Consider the following 19,276-nt stretch of genomic DNA (forward strand, 5'->3'; position numbering starts at 1 on the left):
CTCCTTAATCGCCCAGACCCGCCGGGTTAACTTCGGAACTGGAGATACGCTCCACGCCTTCCCCCCAGCGGTTTAGCACCTTGTCGTAATCTCCGTTCTTGATTGCGCCGTTCAGCGCGGTTTGTACCGGTTCGACCAGGCCGCTGCCTTTTTTCAGCGTCACCGCGATATGCGCCGCCTTCGGCCAGCCGCCGTCGACGCTGCCGACCAGTTTGGTTTTACCGTTGAGCGCCGCTTTCCAGGCGCCGATCACGTTCGGGCCAAAGTAGGCGTCCGCGCGTCCGGACTGAAGCGCCAGCGTTTGGGCCGCGTCGTCTTTGGTGTAGATCGGCGTAAAGGGTTTAAGCCCTTTTTTGAGGTTCTCTTCGTTCCATGCCAGCAGAATGGCTTCCTGGTTGGTGCCGGAACCCACGATGATGCGCAGCCCGGCGATATCCTCTGCCTTCACAAGCGAGTTGATGGGACTGGTGGATTTCACGTAGAAGCCAAGTGAATCCTTGCGATAGGTGGCGAAGTCGAACTTCTCTTTGCGCGCTTTGGTGACGGTGATGTTGCTGATAGCCGCATCGTATTTCCCGGAGGCCACCCCCAGCGGCCAGTCCTCCCAGGAGGTGGGAACCACGTTCAGCTCCAGCCCAAGGCTGTCCGCCACCAGACGCGCAATGTCGACCTCACTTCCCAGCAGGGTCTTGTTGTCGTCGGAAAAGACCGTCAGCGGCGGTTGATTCAGTCCCGCCACCGCCACGGTAAATTTCCCGGGCACGGCAAAGCGATAGTCTTTCGGCAGTTGCGCGATCGCATCGCTGTTTTTGGCGGTATTGATCGGCGTTTTATTGGCCTCAATGCTCACGCCGGTGCCGTTAATATTGACGTTCTCTGCCCAGACGACAGGGGTAAAGGCCAGCGCAAGCGCCAGAATAAGCGATGATTTCTGCATAGCGTTTTTCTCTTTTATTGTTGTGTGAACTGATTTTTGGGCTCGTCTAAGCCCAGACTTTCGCGCAGCGTGGTGCCGGGATAGTCGGTGCGGAACAGGCCGCGCGCCTGTAAAAGGGGGACCACCTGGTCGACAAAGCGCGGGAAGGTGTCCGGCGTACCGCCCTGAATGATGAAGCCATCCGCCGCCTTCTCCTCGAACCAGGCCTGTAAACCATCGGCCACCTGCTCCGGTGTGCCGGAAAAACGCGGGCGCGGCGATGCGGCTTCCAGCGCGACCTGACGCAGAGTTAAGTTGCGCTCACGGGCGTTACGCTTGATTTCATCGGTGGTGCTGCGGAAGCTGTTTTTGCCCAAATCGCCAATATCCGGGAACGGCGCGTCGAGGGAATACTGGCTGAAGTCGTGATGCTCGAAATAACGTCCAAGGTAATTCAGCGCATCATTAATGGAGACCAGTGCCGCCGTGGTTTGATACTGGTTTTCTACGTCATCGGCGTCGTTTCCAACAATCACGCTGACGCCCTGGAATATATGTAAATCCCCTGCGCGGCGGCCGTGACTTTCCAGCTGCTGTTTAACATCGCGGTAAAAAGCCTGGGCTTCTTCCAGCGTGTCATGGTGGGTAAAAATCGCGTCAGCATGTTTTGCCGCCAGCTTTTTACCGTCGTCGGACGCACCAGCCTGAAAGACAATCGGACGTCCCTGCGGCGTGCGGCCAATATTCAGCGGGCCGGAAACCTGGAAGAAATCACCGTGGTGATCCAGAGTATGCAGTTTCGACGCATCAAAGAACTGTCCGCTCTCTTTATTGCGGATAAAGGCATCCCCTTCCCAGGAGTCCCACAGCCCTTTCACCACGTCGAGATACTCATCGGCAATGCGGTAGCGCAGCGCATGCTCCGGGTGTTTTTCGCGGGAGAAGTTCTTCGCTGACCCTTCCAGCGGCGACGTCACCACGTTCCAGCCTGCGCGTCCGTTGCTCAGGTGATCGAGGCTGGCGAACTGGCGTGCAGCGGTGAAAGGCTCGCTGTACGAGGTGGATAACGTGCCGACCAGCCCCAGGCGCGAGGTGATACTCGCCAGCGCGGACAACACCGTCAGCGGCTCAAAGCGGTTTAAAAAATGCGGAATGGATTTCTCGTTAATATAAAGACCGTCGGCCACAAATATAAAGTCGAGCTTGCCCTCTTCTGCTTTTAAAGCCGTTTCTTTGACGAATTCAAAATTAATGCTGGCATCCGCGACCGCCGCGGGATGGCGCCAGGCAGACATATTTCCGGATGCACCATGCAAAATGGTCCCCAGCCGCAATTGACGATGTGCAGACATATTCACCTCAAATTAATTAAACGTGTTGCAGGGCTTTTTCCGCGAGCTGAGCAAAATAGCGGGCAGCGGGTTCGATTAATGCTTCGTCCGGGTTAAATGCCGGGTGATGTAACCCAAACGGACTGTTGCTGCCAATGCTGACAAACGCGCCGGGTATGTTTTGCAGATAGACCGCGAAATCCTCCCCGCCCATGTGCAGTTCCGCATGCCGGGTTTCATATCCCGCTTCGCGCGCGACCGAGGTGGCAAACCCGGCCCAGTGCTCATCGTTCACCAGCGCGGTGGGTCCGGCGTACCAGGTGATGTTGATCTGCGCGCTAAAGGCGCTGGCAAATCCGGCGGCGATTTCACCGACGCGCGCTTTCACGTTCTGCTGCACTTCCGTGCGGTGCGTGCGCAGCGTGCCCTCCAGCTCAACGCTTTCCGGCAGCACGTTCCAGGTATTCCCCCCGGCGATGCGCGTCACGCTCAGAACGACCGAATCCAGCGTGTTAACGTTACGGCTGGCTACGCTTTGCAGCGCGGTCACCAGCTGGCTTGCCAGCACGATGGCGTCGTTGCCTTCATGGGGACGTGCGGCATGCGCGCCTTTGCCGGTAACATGAATAACGAAGCGATCGACGTTCGCATAGAATGGGCCGCCGCGCGTAGCAAACTCGCCGACCGGCAGTGAAGGCTCGTTATGCATTCCGAAAATCGCGCGTACGTCACGTAACGCCCCGGCCCGCACCATACTTTTTGCTCCGCCGAAATTCTCTTCCGCAGGCTGGAACAGGATCCGCACGCGACCGTTGAGCGAGGCTTCCCGCTCCTTTAGCTTTAACGCAGCGCCGAGGATCACGCTGGTGTGGATGTCATGGCCACAGGCATGCATCACCCCCGCACGCCGGGAGCTAAACGGCACCCCACTGCGCTCGTCGATGGGTAACGCGTCGATATCGGCGCGCAGCGCAACCAGTGCGTTGCCCGTGCCGATCTCCGCAACCAGCCCGGTCTGGAGATCGTAAGGCAGCGGTGCAATCCCGGCCGCCGTCAGCCACTCGCGCAGACGCGCCGTTGTTTCGACCTCCTGACCGGAGAGTTCAGGGTTCTGGTGCAGCTCACGGCGCCAGGCAATCAGTTGTTCACTAAAGCTCATACGGTCACCTCCCTGTTAAATCGCGCCTCGGCCAGCAGTCGCAGTGACTGCACGCGCGTTGCGCCATCAGCGACCGGCGTGTCGATGATAAATTCGTCAATTCCCCACTGCTGATGCAGCGCGTTGAGCTGTTCAAGCACCGAATCCGCCGTTCCGGCCAGCAGAGACTGCGCCCGACGCGCGATGCGCACCGGGTCACTCCCCGCCTGCCGCGCAAAGGCGTAGGCCTGTTCTTCGCTGGCCACGGTGACGCGCTGTCCGTTTACCAGCTCCACGCCCCACACTTCAACCTTCTGCGCCAGCGCATCGGCCTCAGCCTGGATTGGGGCAACAATGGCCTGCACGGCCACAATCACCTCCCGGACGCTGTGTTGACGCCAGGCTGTGACGACCTCGCGCAGCAGCTCAGGATCACCGTTCAGATGGGCGGCAAAGACAAAATGCCAGTCGAGGGAGGCCGCCAGCAGCGCGCTTTCTGTGCTGGCGCCCAGCAGAAACCCCCGGGCAGGCACCGGCGGCAGCGGCGTGGCGCGAACGTCCTCCTCCGCTGACTGATTTTCAGGGCGGATCCAGCGATCGAGCTGCGTCAGTTGTTCAGCAAAGCTGCCTTTTTCCTGCGGATTAAGGCCGTGCTGCAAGGCACGGGTAGAGAGCGGCAGACCGCCGGGCGCTTTGCCAACGCCCAGATCAACCCGGCCCGGCGCAATGGCGGCCAGTACGTTAAAATTTTCGGCGACTTTATAGGGGCTGTAATGTTGCAGCATGACGCCGCCTGAGCCCACGCGAATACGTTTTGTTTGCCCGAGGATCCAGGCAATCAGCAGCTCCGGCGAGGGGCTGGCAAGCTGCGGGGTATTGTGGTGTTCGGCAATCCAGAAGCGGTGATAACCCAGCGTTTCTGCCTGTTGCGCCAGTGCTAAGGTTCGCGCCAGCGCATCGGCGGCTGTTTCGTGTTCTGCGACGGGGCTTTTATCCAGAATGCTGATTCGCCATGACATGTTGCGTTCTCGTTTGACTTAACATGTCGTCATTATTAAAGGTGGATTTCACCTCTGAGAAACAATTAATTTACATTTGGATTGCCGGAAAACGGCAATAGAGAGTCTGTCATCGGCGTGATTTGAGCGATGTAATGAGTCTTTCCGCATCCTGCCGTCGGGTAATGCGGAGAAAGCGAATGTGTGCGTACTGCGGGTTTTGCATATCCGCCTCATATCGTTTGCGGTTGCTGCGCCAGGTTTTGATCGTCCAGATGATAATAGAGTCCTTACTAAGGAACGACCGACGAAAGCTTTCGCGGTTCCCCGTGCCGGGCCAGAGCTCCTGTTTGTGCCAGGCGCGTCTGGAGGCCCGCGTCACCGCCTGCCAGAGCGTGCGGAAAAACCCACGATCTATCCACACCACCAGATCGACGTCGCGCCACTTAACGTCGCGTGTGCGGTTGTAATTCCCGTCCAGGACCCAGTCAGGCGAGGCGGCGAGCGCTTTTTCCAGGGTTGCAAGAAACTCATCATCCGGTGTTCCCTGCCAGTTCGATCGCCAGTAAAGCCTGTCCATCTCAATGTAAGGGATAGCCAGCGCCTCCGCGATTCGCCTGCCAAACGTGCTTTTCCCACTTCCGCTGGTGCCTATGATATTGATTTTCACCGTTCCGCCTGCACATGCTGAAGAAAACGGATCGAATCATAACGTTAATAATTTGTTTACGAAACGCCAGACTACTCGTTCGGATACTGCTCGTCGGTGACCTTCTCCAGCCATGCCACCGGGCTCCCGTCGACAGCTTCTGCGATGGCGATATGGGTCATGGCCGTCTGCACGCTTGCACCGTGCCAGTGCTTCACGCCGGGTGGGATCCAGGCGATATCACCCTGATTCAGCGGTTCCGCCTCTTTCCCCCACTCCTGTAACCAGCCGCGCCCCTGCGTCACGATCAGCGTTTGTCCAAGAGGATGCGTATGCCAGGCGGTACGTGCGCCGGGTTCAAAGGTGACGGTCGCGCCGCCGACTTTTGCCGGTTCAGTCGCCTGGAAAGGTGCGTCAATGCGCACGCTGCCGGTAAACCAGGCCTCTGGCCCATGAACGGAAGGTAGCGAACCGCTACGGATAATTTTCATGATCTACTCCTCGTTTGCTATTGCGTTAACAGTAGCGTAAAGCCATGGGGAGCATTAGAGTGCATAATCAGAAAGGAACTATGAGTTCAATTCATAAATAGGATAAGCCGCCATGTTAAAAGACAACTTCAACGATCTGCTCTCCTTTATGGTTGTCGCCCGGGAGCGCAGTTTTACCCGCGCCGCGGCGCAGCTTGGGGTATCTCAGTCGGCGCTCAGTCACGCAATGCGCAATCTGGAAGCGAGGCTGGAAGTCCGTCTGTTAACCCGCACCACCCGCAGCGTGGCCCCTACCGAGGCCGGCGAGCAACTCTTCATGCGCTTAAGCCCCCATCTGCTGGAGATCGAGCAGGAACTTACCGCGCTGCGTGATACCCGCGACAGACCTGCCGGGAATATTCGCCTTACCGCCGGGGAACACGCCATGTCTGCCGTGCTGTGGCCCGTGCTCAAACCCTTTATGGCGCAGTATCCTGACATCAACGTTGAAGTCACGGTGGACGATGGGCTGACAGATATTGTCGACGGCCGCTTTGACGCGGGGGTGCGTCTGGGTGAGCAGGTGGCGAAAGATATGATTGCGATACGTATTGCCCCGGACATGCGCATGGCGGTCGTCGGGTCGGCAGACTATTTGCATCGTTTCGGGGTACCGGAAACGCCGGAGCAGCTTGATCAGCACCGCTGCATTAATATGCGCCTGCCCACACGCGGCGGATTATATGCCTGGGAATTTGAACGGGACGGACGTGAGCTGCGCGTGCGGGTTGACGGCCAATTGATCCTCAACAGCCTGCCGCAACGCATTGATGCCGCCGAAAACGGTCTGGGGCTGGCGTACGTCCCGGAAGATGCGGTTCAGGACGCCCTTGCTGAGGGCCGGTTAGTGCGTGTGCTTGAAGCCTGGTGTCCGGCTTTTGCCGGTTATCATCTCTATTATCCGAGCCGCCGCCAGCACACTTCCGCGTTTTCATTACTTATCGCAGCTCTGCGGCATCCATAAGCTCTACCTATAGGTAACTATTAAGTAAACCTGATGATTAAATCAGCATTCACAGACCTTTTTGCCTAAAAAAACGTCACGATTCAGCGCGTTGTGATCGCAGTCTGCTCTGACCACACGATTTCCTTCGACGAGCATCACTTTCGGCACGGTTATATTTTGCGTCGCTTATCAATTGCGGGTAGGATGCCTCGCCATGTTTTGCCTTATCCATACACAGAATGACTGGAAAGGCAGCATGTGTCTGCGCAGAAGCAATCGTTTGTTTCGGCTTCTGCCAGGCAGGACTATCACGTTAATGGTTCAGACAGGCAAACAGGTAACTCAATGAAAACAAGCAATAAAAGCGCAGCCGATCATCATGCTGCTAAACGTCGCTGGTTGAACTCTCATGAAGAGGGCTATCACAAGGCGATGGGCAACCGTCAGGTGCAGATGATCGCCATCGGCGGCGCTATCGGTACAGGTCTTTTTTTAGGTGCAGGCGCACGTCTGCAAATGGCTGGCCCCGCTCTCGCCCTGGTCTATCTGGTCTGCGGGATCTTCTCTTTCTTCATTCTTCGCGCCCTCGGCGAGCTGGTGCTCCACCGCCCTTCCAGCGGCAGCTTTGTCTCTTACGCCCGTGAATTTCTCGGTGAAAAGGCCGCGTATGTCGCGGGCTGGATGTACTTCGTTAACTGGGCAATGACCGGTATCGTCGATATCACCGCCGTTGCGCTGTACATGCACTACTGGGGCGCGTTTGGCGATGTGCCGCAGTGGGTGTTCGCCCTCGGGGCGCTGGCAATCGTCGGGACCATGAACATGATTGGCGTGAAATGGTTCGCCGAGATGGAGTTCTGGTTCGCGCTGGTGAAGGTGCTGGCCATTGTGATCTTCCTGGTGGTCGGGACCGTATTCCTCGGCACCGGTAAACCGCTGGACGGCAACGCCACCGGCTTCCACCTGATTACCGATAACGGTGGTTTCTTCCCGCACGGCCTGCTGCCAGCGCTGGTTCTGGTGCAGGGTGTGGTGTTCGCTTTTGCCTCCATCGAACTGGTCGGTACGGCGGCAGGTGAATGTAAAGATCCGCAGACGATGGTTCCAAAAGCCATCAACAGCGTGATCTGGCGTATCGGTCTGTTCTATGTGGGCTCCGTGGTATTGCTGGTACTGTTGCTGCCGTGGAATGCATACCAGGCGGGGCAAAGTCCGTTTGTGACCTTCTTCTCTAAGCTGGGCGTGCCGTACGTGGGCAGCATCATGAACATCGTGGTACTGACTGCCGCGCTCTCCAGCCTGAACTCCGGGCTCTATTCGACGGGCCGTATCCTGCGCTCCATGTCGATGGGGGGCTCTGCGCCGAAGTTTATGTCGAAGATGAGCAAGCAGCAGGTGCCTTACGCGGGTATTCTGGCTACGCTGGTGGTGTATATCTTTGGCGTGTTCCTGAACTATCTCGTGCCGTCTCAGGTGTTTGAGATCGTGCTGAACGTCGCTGCGCTGGGCATCATCGCCTCCTGGGCCTTTATCGTGGTGTGTCAGATGCGTCTGCGCAAAGCAATTAAAGAAGGGAAAGCGGCTGACGTCAGCTTCAAGCTGCCGGGCGCGCCGGTAACATCCTGGCTTACCCTGCTGTTCTTGTTGAGTGTGCTGGTGCTGATGGCCTTCGACTACCCGAACGGTACTTACACCATCGCCACAATCCCGCTGCTGGCGGTGCTGTTGATTGCTGGCTGGTTTGGCGTGCGTAAACGCGTGAATGAAATCCACAGTACCGCCCCGGTTCATCCTGGAGATGATAAACAGGATGGTCCGCTGGTGGAAGAGACGTCGCGTTAATAAAAAAGCCGGGTGGCGGCTACGCCTTACCCGGCCTGCATTTCATTGTTTTCCAGGCCCGGTAAGCGCAGCGCCACCGGGCAATTCCTACCTTAAAGCGCGATACGAATCACATCGTCAGGCTGAGTGGCTTCCTGCTGACGGGTAGACTTCTGTTTCACCGTCACGTACAGCGTTTTACCGTCCGCAGACAGCGCCAGGCTGTTCGGGTAAACCGGCGTATCGAAGGTTTTGGTCACTTTGTAAGTTTTGGCGTCAATCACGCTCACCTTGCCCGCCTCGCGGTGCGTCACATAGGCTTCGTTACGCGCCGGGTTAAACAGTACGGCCAGCGATTCTGGCGCGGCGATTTTCTGCATTACGCTGCCATCTTTCAAATTCACCACCAGCACTTCAGGCTGTTTTGAATCCGTCACAAACGCACGCTGGCCGCCAGTGTCCAGGCTCAGGTTCAGGTAGAAGTGCTCTTTTCCGTCTTCCTGTACTTTCTTACGGCTGAGGATTTTGTTGGTCGCGGTATCAATGGTCACCAGCTCACCGTCCGCATTGGTGGTATACAGGCGTTTTGCCTTCGCATCCAGCGCCAGTCCGGTGCTGAACGTGCCGGTGTTCGTGATGGTGTCCTTCAGCTTCAGCGTTGCGCCATCAACAACCCAGATCACGCTCTCCTTGCCGATGCCGGTAATGTATACCGTATTGGTCGTGTCATCGGCCACCAGCTGGCGCGGCTGAAGCGGCTTCACCGTGTCGCTACGTTTGCGATCGTCCAGCACCAGGCGCCCTTTCACCTCGCTCGTTTTGGCGTCAATCGCCGTCACGGCACTGTTGACGGTGTTACCGAACCACAGCGTCTGGGTGGCGTTATCGATCGTGGCGCCAAACGGCTTGAGATCGTTATGAATCGCCTGCGTCACTTCCAGCGTGACCGGATCCAGACGATAGACCACGCCGCCCTTATCGGTTTTGCGGCTTTGTGACGTCGCAACCCACAGCGCGTTTTCCTGCTGGCTGACGGCCATTTCATACGCGCCCTTGCCGACCGCTTTGCGCAGCATCTCTTCAGCGGCATGAACCTGGAACGTACCGGCAAACAGTAAAGAGCCCAACAGCAGAGACCCACGCAGGCGCGGCGAGCACAGATGACGTAAAGACATAACAATTCCTTTTTAAATGAGGAGATTTACCGCTGACATCGCTTCCGGCGGGCAAAGTCATCGCTTTGCCGTTATTTTAATGAGAATAGTAATCATTAATGAGTTGAATGTGGAGTATTTCTTTCCTGCAAAACCTTACATTCACGAAATGTGCGGTTATAGTTTTCATAACATTTACAAAGGATTTAACATATATACACAGGTTCCAGTTGATTTGGTTCGAAATTTTTCTTAACCGGCTTACTCCATGAAAATTATTACTGCCCATAAGGCATCACTACCCCTGTTGTTCGTTCCCGTCATTTTTGGCCCGCTGAGTGCGATGGCCGCGGATGAACAGACCATGATCGTCAGCGCCACGCCGCAAACCGTCTCAGAACTGGACACCCCGGCCGCAGTCAGCGTGGTGAGCGGCGAGGATATGCGACATGCCACACCGCGCATCAACCTTTCTGAATCCCTTGGGAGCGTACCTGGCCTGCAAATCCAGAACCGCCAGAACTATGCTCAGGATCTGCAACTTTCCGTTCGCGGATTCGGCGCGCGCTCAACCTTCGGCGTACGCGGGATCCGCATGTACGTGGACGGCATTCCGGCAACCATGCCCGACGGCCAGGGGCAGACATCAAACATTGACCTCAACAGCATAGAGAGCGTCGACGTGCTGCGCGGCCCCTTCTCTGCCCTGTACGGTAATGCCTCCGGCGGCGTGATCAACATCAACACCCAGACCGGACAACAGCCAGCCACCATTGAAGCCAGCAGCTATTACGGCAGCTACGGCACCTGGCGTTACGGTATGAAGGCCACCGGGGCGGTGGGTGATGGTACTCAGGCGGGCGATTTGGATTACGCCGTATCCACTACCCGTTTTACCACCCATGGCTATCGCGACCACAGCGGCGCGCGCAAAAACCTCGCCAACGCGAAACTGGGCGTGCGCATTAATGATGTCAGCAAGCTGACGCTGATTTTTAACAGCGTGGACATGAAAGCCAACGATCCAGGCGGACTGAGCTATCAGGAGTGGCAGAATAACCCGCGCCAGTCACCACGTGGCGATCAGTACAACACGCGTAAGACCATTAAGCAGACCCAGGCCGGGATCCGCTACGACCGTCAGCTGAGCGAACAGGACGACCTCAGCGTGATGATGTATGCCGGTGAGCGTGAAATGACTCAGTACCAGTCCATTCCGGCGTCCACTCAGCGCGAGAATCCTGCGCATTCGGGCGGTGTGATTGATATGCAGCGTCACTATCAGGGTATTGATACGCGCTGGACCCACCGCGGTGAGCTGCTGGTTCCGGTGACATTTACCACCGGGTTGAACTACGAAAACATGAGCGAAAATCGTCGCGGGTATGAGAACTTCGTGATGGGCAACGACGTGCCAGATTATGGCGTGAAGGGTAATAAACGCCGTGACGAACGCAATCTGATGTGGAACCTGGATCCCTACCTGCAAACCCAGTGGCAGCTAACGCAAAAACTGTCCTTTGAGGCGGGCGTACGTTATAGCTCCGTCTGGTTTGACTCCAACGATCGTTACATTACCCCGCAAAACGGTGATGACAGCGGCGACGCCAGCTACCACAAATGGCTCCCGGCAGGTGCGGTGAAATACGCCGTGACCGACGCATGGAACCTGTATGCCGCGGCAGGACGGGGATTTGAGACGCCGACCATCAACGAACTTTCCTACCGTTCTGATGGCAATGGTGGCCTCAATATGAACCTGCAACCGTCCACCAACAACACCTATGAGATTGGCAGCAAAACCCGCATCGGCAATGGCATCCTGACGGCGGCGCTGTTCCGCACGGATACCGACAATGAGATCGTGGTGGACGAAAGCAAGGATGGTCGCACGACTTATAAAAACGCGGGGAAAACGCGCCGTCAGGGTGTGGAAATTGCGCTCGACCAGCAGTTTGCCGAGAACTGGAAGCTGAAGATGGCGTGGACCTATCTTGATGCCACCTACCGCACCAACGTCTGTAGCAATGCAGACTGTAGCGGCAACCGGATGCCAGGGATCGCCCGTAACATGGGATATGCGTCGTTTGGCTGGGAGCCTGAGGAAGGCTGGTACGCGGGGGCAGATGCCCGCTACATGAGCGATGTCATGGCCAACGATACCAACACCGCTAAAGCGCCCTCTTATACCGTTGTGGGCCTGAATACCGGCTATAAACTCAACTACGGCAAATGGGGAATGGACGTCTTTGGTCGCGTCGATAACCTGTTCGATAAAGAGTACGCCGGTTCAGAGATTGTTAACGCTGGCTACAACCGCTATTACGAACCTGCCCCTGGTCGTAACTATGGCGTGGGCCTGTCGGTCTCTTATCGTTTTGAGTAAACCATTCTCCGGCAGCGCACGTTGCCGGTAAAAAAATAAGCAAAATAACATCATTCCCGGTTGCCTGATGCGCCGGGAATATAATCAAGGACGTTTGATACAAATAAACAAATAAGTGCGCCAGAGGGATCCTTAACTGTAGTATTGCCGTTGCAGAAGAATATTGGCTTCATCAATGGCTTTGTCGATCGCTTCCCGGCTGGCCGTCACATCCCTTTGCTCAAGCGCAGAAAGCAGATCGTCATAATGATAGGTCGCTGCGGGAACCTCGCTTAACTCTTCATGCAGATAGTGAATGCACGGACCAATCCGTACCCAGAGCTGCTCAATCAGCGAGTGAAGGGTCGGCATCTCGGCATACTGATAGAGCGTGAACCGGAACACGCGGTTGGCATGGATCGCTTTCTGTACATCGCCCTGATGCATGGCGGCACTGAAGTTATCTGACAGCGCGCGTAACGCATCCAGTTTGGTCTCGGTCATATTCTGGCACGCCGCCGCAACGGCCATCGGTTCAAGCTGCTTTCTGATGGCGTTAATTTCGTTATAGCGTTCCAGCGTCACTTCTGGCACCAAAAACGCCTGCGCTGGCGTGGCCTGTAATGCCCCCGCCGACACCAGGCGCAGCAGGGCTTCGCGCACCGGTGTGATACTGGTGCCCAATTTATCCGCAATCTCTTTTGTAACGAGTCGAGCCCCAGGTTTTAATGAGCCCGTAATTAATGCTCCCTTTAAACTGTTCTCTACTTGCAAAGTCAGACTGATTCTTTGTGCTTTTTCCATATGTTCCAAATCAAGCATGTTTAATTCCCGTAGCCAAACAAAATGCCATTTTCAGCGTCTGTTTAAAAAAACATCGCCGGTTAGATATATCCTGTATCGTCATGCCTGGTATGAGGGGCGCGCGTAATATTAAAATCGTTCAAATAATATTGCATTTTTTACTTCTGGCTCAGCTGGGCCGAGGCGCGCAAAGCTTATGGATTAATTAAAGACAATATATCGTATCTTCACAAATAATTATGGCGGACACTGCCCGCCATAACCGATGCTCTGTTTAGTCGGCCGCCACGCGGATCACAACCTTGCCGAAGTTTTTCCCCTCAAGCAGGCCAATCAGGGCGTCCGGCGCCGCGTCCAGCCCTTCCGTAACCTGCTCGCGATAGTGAATTTTGCCTTCCTGCACCCAGCGGCCCATTTCCTGCTGGAACTCGTCAATACGATGACCATAGTCCTGCGCGATAATAAAACCCTGCATACGGATGCGTTTTTTCAGGATGGTCCCCATCAGTAGCGGTAAGCGGTCCGGACCCTCCGGCAGGTTGGTCGCATTGTAGCCGCTGACCAGTCCGCAAACCGGCACGCGCGCGGAGGTATTCAAGAGCGGCAGCACGGCGTCAAAGACTTTACCGCCGACGTTTTCGTAATACACATCAATGCCCTGCGGGCAGGCTTTTGCCAGTTGTTCGTCAAAATCATCCGCATGGTGATCCAGACAGGTATCGAAACCGAGCACGTCGACCGCATGACGGCATTTCTCCTCCCCGCCAGCCACGCCGATGACCCGGCATCCTTTGATTTTACCGATCTGCCCCACCGTTGCGCCGACCGGCCCCGTGGCCGCCGCCACGACAAGGGTTTCCCCTGCCTGAGGCTGGCCGATATCGAGCAGCCCCATATACGCGGTGAAGCCCGGCATCCCTAGCACGCCGAGTGCCCATGAAGGATGCGACGGGTTTTCACCCAACTTAACCAGCCCCTGCCCGTCGGATAGTTCATACTCCTGCCAGCCGCTGTAACCCAGAACCCATTCACCCTCTTTATAATCCGGATGACGGGAGGTCTCGACGCGGCTTACCGTGCCGCCCACCATCACCGCGCCAATCTCGACCGGAGGTGAATAGGATGGCGCATCGCTCATACGGCCTCGCATGTACGGATCAAGCGAGAGCCATACGGTGCGTAATAACACCTGCCCCTCTGCGGGCGCGGGGATCGGCTGCTCTTCCAGGCGGAAATTATCGGCAACCGGCGCGCCGTGTGGACGGGAAGCCAGTACCCAGCGTCGGTTTTGCGTAGTAGATTGACTCATTCATCGCTCCTTACTGCTGAAAATGTCATTCAAGTCTGGCACGTTATCCTGCGGATCGCCTGTGCATTATGAGCCGGACTGATTAAGCCGCACGACCAGATAAAGGCACGATTCATCCGTTTCGTTGATAAACCGGCAGTCGTTCGGGGGTCCGAGTTCCAGACAATCTCCGGCCTTCATTTCATGGCGAGTATCCCCCTCCAGAAAGACCAGTTCACCTGCCTGCAACCAAATCAGCTGTCGTGCCAGCGCATAAGAGGAGGCGGGCATCGGCACATCGCTACCTGCGGGTAGCTCCACCTGGACGAGGTCGATAGGCATATCGCTGCGCGGCGACACATGGCGACGCAAATAGTGGGTTTGCGGATCGCGCCAGACGGGCTGGTTCGCCAGACGTAACAGTTTGCCCTCCTGCATTTCCGCGCGCGCAATAAGCGTAGACATGCTAATACCGAAGGCACCGGATAACCGCGCAAGCAGCGTCGCCGTTGGGCTACTGTCTCCCCGTTCAATCTTGTGGATCATGGCGCGTGAGATACCTGCCCGTTCGGCCAGTTCGCTTAATGACCAGCCCCGCGACTCGCGTTCAAGGCGTATGCGGGCGCTAATGCGTTGATTCATATTGTCTGTCATTGTATTCATGACGTCATACTATAGTGTACGGATGGTTTTTCGGGGCAGTTTTGTGACAAAAAAATAGGGATTTTGTCGTAGCGATGCAATATAAGAACTGTGTAATATTGTGAGTAAATCGTACTACTATAGTGAACAACACAGCCAGAGGTTACCCATGATTGTTCGTCATGCCTGCAAAGAAGATTGTGCCGCTATCGGTGAAATTTATAACCATGCGGTGCTGCACACCGCCGCCATCTGGAATGATAAAACTGTCGACACCGATAACCGTATCGCATGGTTTGAGGCGCGTACTCTGTCGGGTTATCCAGTGCTGGTCAGTGAAGAAGACGGAGTGGTGACGGGATACGCCTCATTTGGCGACTGGAGAGCGTTCGACGGATTTCGCCACACGGTGGAGCACTCGGTGTACGTTCATCCCGAACATCAGGGCAAAGGCATTGGCCGGCTGCTGATGACGGAGTTAATCAAGGAAGCCCGCCAGATCGGTAAACACGTGATGGTTGCCGGTATTGAGGCGCAGAACCAGGCGTCAATTCATCTGCACGAAACCCTTGGCTTTATTACCACCGGCAATATGCCGCAGGTGGGAACCAAATTCGGTCGCTGGCTGGACTTAACCTTTATGCAGCTCCAGCTTGATGAGCGCAGCGATCCGGATGCTCTGCCATGAATCAATCGTTGACGTTAGCGTTTCTGGTAGCCGCCGGGATTGGGCTGGTGGTGCAAAACACCCTGATGGTGCGCATTACGCAATCTTCCTCCACCATTCTTATCGCCATGCTGCTGAACTCGCTGGTGGGGATTGTGCTGTTTGTCAGCATTTTGCTGGTGAAAAATGGCCTGGCGGGGTTTAACGAACTGGCGTCAACGGTGCGCTGGTGGACGTTGATCCCCGGCCTGCTGGGGTCTTTTTTTGTCTTTGCCAGTATTAGCGGCTATCAGAATGTGGGCGCGGCAACGACCATTGCCGTCCTGGTGGCAAGCCAGCTGATTGGCGGTCTGGTGATGGACATCCTCAAGAGCGACGGCGTTCCCCTGCGCGCGCTGGTTGGCCCGGTCTGCGGCGCAGTGATGCTGGTGGTCGGCGCCTGGCTGGTGGCGCGGCGCCAGTTTTAACCCTTACAGGATAGTCCCGCCCTGGGTGAGGTGGGCATGGCGTGCCTCCGCCTCTTCTTTATGCTGCTTACCATGATGCGCAATCGCGGTGCGCAGGCGCTGCTGCTGGGTATAGCGATCTTCACGGCTGAGCTCTGCATCATCGCTTAATTCGATCAGCAGTTCGTTCATGTGAGTAATTACGCTCTCTTCGATGGTGGCATCGACGCGGGCGATAACATCATTTAAATGTGACATTGTCACTCCTTTTCACGTGCCCGGTGGCGCTACGCTTACCGGGCCTACATTTGACACCCGTAGGCCGGGTAAGGCATAGCCGCCACCCGGCAAAATACGATCAGTTCAGCTTCGCTTTCGAGAAATCGCTGCCCATCAGGCTTACGCTGTACCCGGTCACATTGCTGCGGGTCGCGTAGAACGTTTTGCCGTTAGCTAACGCAATCCACGGTGCCTGCTGGTAGAAAATCTCCTGTGCCTGACCATACAGCTTCGCACGTTCGTCCGGGTTGCTGGTCAGTTTGGCCTTTTGCACCAGCTCATCATACCCCTTATCACACCAGCGCGCGGCGTTAGATCCGGTTTTGATGCTGTTACAACCCAGTAGCACATCGGCGAAGTTGTCCGGATCGCCGTTATCAGACATCCAGCCGAACAGCGCGGAATCATGCTCGCCTTTGCGCATGCCGGAGAGATATTCCCCCCACTCGTAAGAGACGATTTTCGCCTTCACGCCCACCTTCGCCCAGTCAGCCTGGATCATCTCTGCAATGCGTCGGGAGTTCGGGTTGTACGGGCGCTGAACCGGCATGGACCAGAGGGTCACTTCCGCGCCTTTCTCCAGACCCGCCTGCTTCAGCAGCGCTTTCGCTTTTTCCGGATCGTAGCCGTAATCCTTCAGATCTTTGTTAAAGCCGAGCATGTTCGGCGGGATCGGCGATTTAGCGACCGTACCAGACCCCATAAAGACCGCGTTCACAATGGCCTTTTTGTCCGTCGCGTAATTCAGAGCCTGGCGCACCAGCACGTTATCAAACGGTTTTTTCTCTGTGTTGAACGCCAGGTACCCCACATTCAGCGCATCCACCGAGTGCAGCGTCAGGTCTTTGTTTTTCTTGATCGCTTCAAACTGCACCGGCGACGGCGCAGGAATGATCTGACACTCGTTCGTTTGCAGCTTCGCCAGACGCGTCTCAACGTTTGGCGTGATGGAGAAGATCAGGTGTTTGGTCGGCACCTCACCGTCCCAGTAGTTCGGATTGGCGACGTAGCGGATCAGCGAATCCACCTTGTACTGCTGAAGCACATACGGCCCGGTGCCGATTGGCCAGGTGTCTACATTTTCAGGCGTGCCCTTTTTCAGCATCGCGTCCGCGTACTCGGCAGAGAGGATCGAGGCGAAGTCCATTCCCCAGTCGGCCAGGAAAGCCGCGTTGGGTTCGCTCAGCGTGAACTGAACGTGATAATCGTCGATCTTTTTCACATCCTGAATGAGCTTGTCGAGGCCCACGTCATTAAAGTATTCGTAATTACCTTGGGAAACATTGTGATAGGGATGCTTAGGGTCTTTCTGACGCATAACGGAGAAAATAACGTCATCAGCGTTAAAATCACGGGTCGGTTTGAAGTATTTATTGCTGTTGAATTTCACCCCTTTACGCAGGGTAAACGTGTATGTTTTGCCGTCTGGCGAAATGGTCCACGACTCCGCAAGAGAAGGCACCGGCGTGTTTTTTACCGGGTCGAAGTTAATCAGACGGTTATACAGCGTTTGCGAGCTGGCAACAAACGAGGGGCCAGAGCTGGCGATCTGCGGGTTAAACGACTCCGGCGACGCCTCGGAGCAGTAGATAATGGTGTCTTTGTTTGCCGCCCATGCGGCGCTTGCCGGTAGCAGCGCGCTCAGCGCGAGGGCGAGCATGGTTTTCCCTGTAAACATGGTTATTACCCTTTCGGTTTTATTATAGTGAACAGTAATAACAGCACAGACGTTTTGGCCTGACAAATAACGAATCACTATCAGGTTATTCTAAAGCCGTACATTTCGCTGGTTTTAACATCAGCCCGCAGAAACCGATTTGCCTTAAGGTCCATTATTCGTCAAGCACAACCGTCACGATCAATGCCGCAAGAAATCGTCCCTTTTGTCGTCTCCTCCGCCGTTTGCTTGCTTACCTGATTCGCTAAAGTAATGGCGTGAAGAAGTCTACAGGACCAAATCGTGGCAAAAACACTTTTACGCAGCGGTAATCTGGATGATTTTCAGGCCGTTGGCGGCGGCGGACAGGCCGTTTTTGAATCAGCGCTGCAAATCCGCGAAGCGCTTCGGTTGCGCAAACAGCAGGCTATCGTCGATTGCCTGGCCATTCCTCAGGTCAATGACGGCGGCGATCGCGTTGACTGGTACTCCCCGGTTGAGGGAACCGTCTCCAGCTGGAAGGCGGCGGATGAAGACGATCGTTTTCGCGCCCTGCGCTATCTGGAAAACACGCTCGCCAGCATGGAGTCGCTGAGTAAAAAATGCCTTCAGTCACCGAAAACGGCGCAGCAACTGTTTGGATCTCTGCTCTCTAAAGCGTTCCAGTTTCCCGGTGAAAACTTTGTTTTCCTGGTGGATGGCAAACCGGTGATCTGCTTCTGGGGTTTCGTCAATCTTAACGAAAACGCGCGCGACGACGTGCTGGACTGCCTGCGCGAATCGTTGGTCCCTGAACCTGAACCCGTGATGATTAACGAACCTGAACCTGAACCTGAGCCAGAACCGGCCCCGGTTGTGACCTTCGAGCAGGCCGACGCGCCGCTTATCACGCCTGTGGCTACCGTCCGTATCACCGAAGATGAGCTGTATACGCCAGAGCCGGTGCGCATGAACACCGTGCCGTCAGAGCCCGCACCATCGGTGGGGCAGAAAAAACGTCGCTCCCCCCTGTGGTTGCTGCCGGTTGCCGCCGTCATTATTGCAGCCATTGCCACGCCGCTGCTCTGGCCAAAACAGGCCCCGACCGCAGCGCCAGTTACCTCATCAGCGCCAGCATCTGTCGCCATTGCTCCGGCCCCCGTGAAGACGGTTGAGCCGCTTGAGCTGAAACTCCCGCTGCACCAGGCAGAAGTGGTAGAGCCCAAGGTGAAGACGCCTGCCCCGGCAGCCGAACCGGTGGTCATTACCGCGATACCGAAAGATGCGATGGTGATGGAGGCAAACCAGGTCAAAGCGGGGTTAACGCGCTTCCTGAACGGCACCTGGCGCGCGTTTCTCGATGTGCAGGATCCGCTCACCGGCAAACCGCCGTCTCTGCGCTACCAGATCCAGAACAATAAAGGTTTCGCCCGGGTCGTGCATGGCGACAACGTTGTCTGCCGGGTAGACGTCTTTTCCGGATTACACAGCAACGGCGAGCTGTTGATCAAAACGCGCGGAAACGCTCGTTGCACCGACGGTTCACGCTATCCGATGCCGGAAGTGACCTGTAAGGCAGGTGCCAGCGACGTGGCGGAATGCACCGCACGTTACGATGCCAACACCGTCGTTCCTCTGACGTTCAAGAAAGCAGGTGTCTGATCCT

The 19,276-nt window shown here is 56.1% G+C and carries 16 protein-coding genes and 1 pseudogene; 6 read left to right on the forward strand and 11 right to left on the reverse strand.

What is annotated here, in order from left to right:
• Positions 1-4 precede the first annotated feature (4 nt).
• The 5 genes and pseudogenes from ACQG0S_RS11380 to ACQG0S_RS11400 all read right to left on the reverse strand — a co-directional run bounded on the left by ACQG0S_RS11380 (position 5) and on the right by ACQG0S_RS11400 (position 5,523).
• Positions 5-2,268: pseudogene (locus tag ACQG0S_RS11380) on the reverse strand (NtaA/DmoA family FMN-dependent monooxygenase).
• 16 nt (positions 2,269-2,284) lie between these two features.
• Positions 2,285-3,406: an amidohydrolase gene (locus tag ACQG0S_RS11385; RefSeq protein WP_017382285.1), complete on the reverse strand. Its 1,122-nt coding sequence runs from the start codon at positions 3,404-3,406 to the stop codon at positions 2,285-2,287.
• Positions 3,403-4,404 carry an LLM class flavin-dependent oxidoreductase gene (locus ACQG0S_RS11390; protein ID WP_048966676.1) on the reverse strand — a complete coding sequence of 334 codons (1,002 nt, stop codon included), beginning with the start codon at positions 4,402-4,404 and terminating at the stop codon, positions 3,403-3,405. The genes ACQG0S_RS11385 and ACQG0S_RS11390 overlap by 4 nt, the downstream gene beginning before the upstream one ends.
• A gap of 109 nt (positions 4,405-4,513) precedes the next feature.
• Positions 4,514-5,053, reverse strand: a complete 540-nt coding sequence (locus tag ACQG0S_RS11395; protein ID WP_048966675.1) for a shikimate kinase — start codon at positions 5,051-5,053, stop codon at positions 4,514-4,516.
• Positions 5,054-5,124: 71 nt separating this feature from the next.
• Positions 5,125-5,523 (reverse strand): (R)-mandelonitrile lyase, encoded by a 399-nt coding sequence (locus ACQG0S_RS11400; RefSeq protein WP_032624190.1) that lies wholly within the window; start codon positions 5,521-5,523, stop codon positions 5,125-5,127.
• A gap of 112 nt (positions 5,524-5,635) precedes the next feature.
• On the opposite strand from ACQG0S_RS11400, the gene ACQG0S_RS11405 reads away from it, so the two are divergent.
• A complete protein-coding gene (locus ACQG0S_RS11405) occupies positions 5,636-6,526 on the forward strand; it encodes a LysR family transcriptional regulator (protein WP_022648234.1) in 891 nt (296 codons plus the stop codon).
• Positions 6,527-6,853: 327 nt separating this feature from the next.
• Positions 6,854-8,350: an L-asparagine permease gene (gene ansP / locus ACQG0S_RS11410; protein ID WP_022648235.1), complete on the forward strand. Its 1,497-nt coding sequence runs from the start codon at positions 6,854-6,856 to the stop codon at positions 8,348-8,350.
• A gap of 92 nt (positions 8,351-8,442) precedes the next feature.
• Here ansP and ACQG0S_RS11415 read toward each other — a convergent pair whose 3' ends face one another.
• Positions 8,443-9,504: a YncE family protein gene (locus ACQG0S_RS11415; RefSeq protein WP_048966674.1), complete on the reverse strand. Its 1,062-nt coding sequence runs from the start codon at positions 9,502-9,504 to the stop codon at positions 8,443-8,445.
• 247 nt (positions 9,505-9,751) lie between these two features.
• On the opposite strand from ACQG0S_RS11415, the gene pqqU reads away from it, so the two are divergent.
• A complete protein-coding gene (pqqU, locus tag ACQG0S_RS11420; RefSeq protein ID WP_426750357.1) occupies positions 9,752-11,869 on the forward strand; it encodes a TonB-dependent receptor PqqU in 2,118 nt (705 codons plus the stop codon).
• A gap of 132 nt (positions 11,870-12,001) precedes the next feature.
• On the opposite strand, the gene ACQG0S_RS11425 is transcribed toward pqqU, so the two are convergent.
• The 3 genes from ACQG0S_RS11425 to ACQG0S_RS11435 all read right to left on the reverse strand — a co-directional run bounded on the left by ACQG0S_RS11425 (position 12,002) and on the right by ACQG0S_RS11435 (position 14,603).
• Entirely contained in the window at positions 12,002-12,670 is a 669-nt protein-coding gene (locus ACQG0S_RS11425) for a GntR family transcriptional regulator (protein WP_022648238.1), read from the reverse strand.
• A gap of 256 nt (positions 12,671-12,926) precedes the next feature.
• A complete protein-coding gene (locus ACQG0S_RS11430; protein WP_048966812.1) occupies positions 12,927-13,961 on the reverse strand; it encodes an NADP-dependent oxidoreductase in 1,035 nt (344 codons plus the stop codon).
• A gap of 66 nt (positions 13,962-14,027) precedes the next feature.
• Positions 14,028-14,603 (reverse strand): helix-turn-helix domain-containing protein, encoded by a 576-nt coding sequence (locus ACQG0S_RS11435; RefSeq protein ID WP_017382277.1) that lies wholly within the window; start codon positions 14,601-14,603, stop codon positions 14,028-14,030.
• Positions 14,604-14,751: 148 nt separating this feature from the next.
• On the opposite strand from ACQG0S_RS11435, the gene ACQG0S_RS11440 reads away from it, so the two are divergent.
• Positions 14,752-15,270, forward strand: coding sequence for a GNAT family N-acetyltransferase (locus tag ACQG0S_RS11440; protein WP_023306282.1), 519 nt, complete (start codon positions 14,752-14,754; stop codon positions 15,268-15,270).
• Positions 15,267-15,716 (forward strand): DMT family transporter, encoded by a 450-nt coding sequence (locus tag ACQG0S_RS11445; protein WP_169441130.1) that lies wholly within the window; start codon positions 15,267-15,269, stop codon positions 15,714-15,716. The genes ACQG0S_RS11440 and ACQG0S_RS11445 overlap by 4 nt, the downstream gene beginning before the upstream one ends.
• A 3-nt stretch (positions 15,717-15,719) precedes the next feature.
• On the opposite strand, the gene ACQG0S_RS11450 is transcribed toward ACQG0S_RS11445, so the two are convergent.
• Entirely contained in the window at positions 15,720-15,953 is a 234-nt protein-coding gene (locus ACQG0S_RS11450) for a YdcY family protein (protein ID WP_022648243.1), read from the reverse strand.
• A 100-nt stretch (positions 15,954-16,053) separates the two neighbouring features.
• Positions 16,054-17,652, reverse strand: coding sequence for an ABC transporter substrate-binding protein (locus ACQG0S_RS11455; protein ID WP_169441132.1), 1,599 nt, complete (start codon positions 17,650-17,652; stop codon positions 16,054-16,056).
• A gap of 282 nt (positions 17,653-17,934) precedes the next feature.
• On the opposite strand from ACQG0S_RS11455, the gene ACQG0S_RS11460 reads away from it, so the two are divergent.
• Positions 17,935-19,272: an SrfA family protein gene (locus ACQG0S_RS11460; protein ID WP_169441134.1), complete on the forward strand. Its 1,338-nt coding sequence runs from the start codon at positions 17,935-17,937 to the stop codon at positions 19,270-19,272.
• Positions 19,273-19,276 lie beyond the last annotated feature (4 nt).

The sequence above is a fragment of the Enterobacter cloacae complex sp. 418I7 genome (assembly GCF_050030705.1).
GTDB classification, from domain to species: domain Bacteria; phylum Pseudomonadota; class Gammaproteobacteria; order Enterobacterales; family Enterobacteriaceae; genus Enterobacter; species Enterobacter intestinihominis.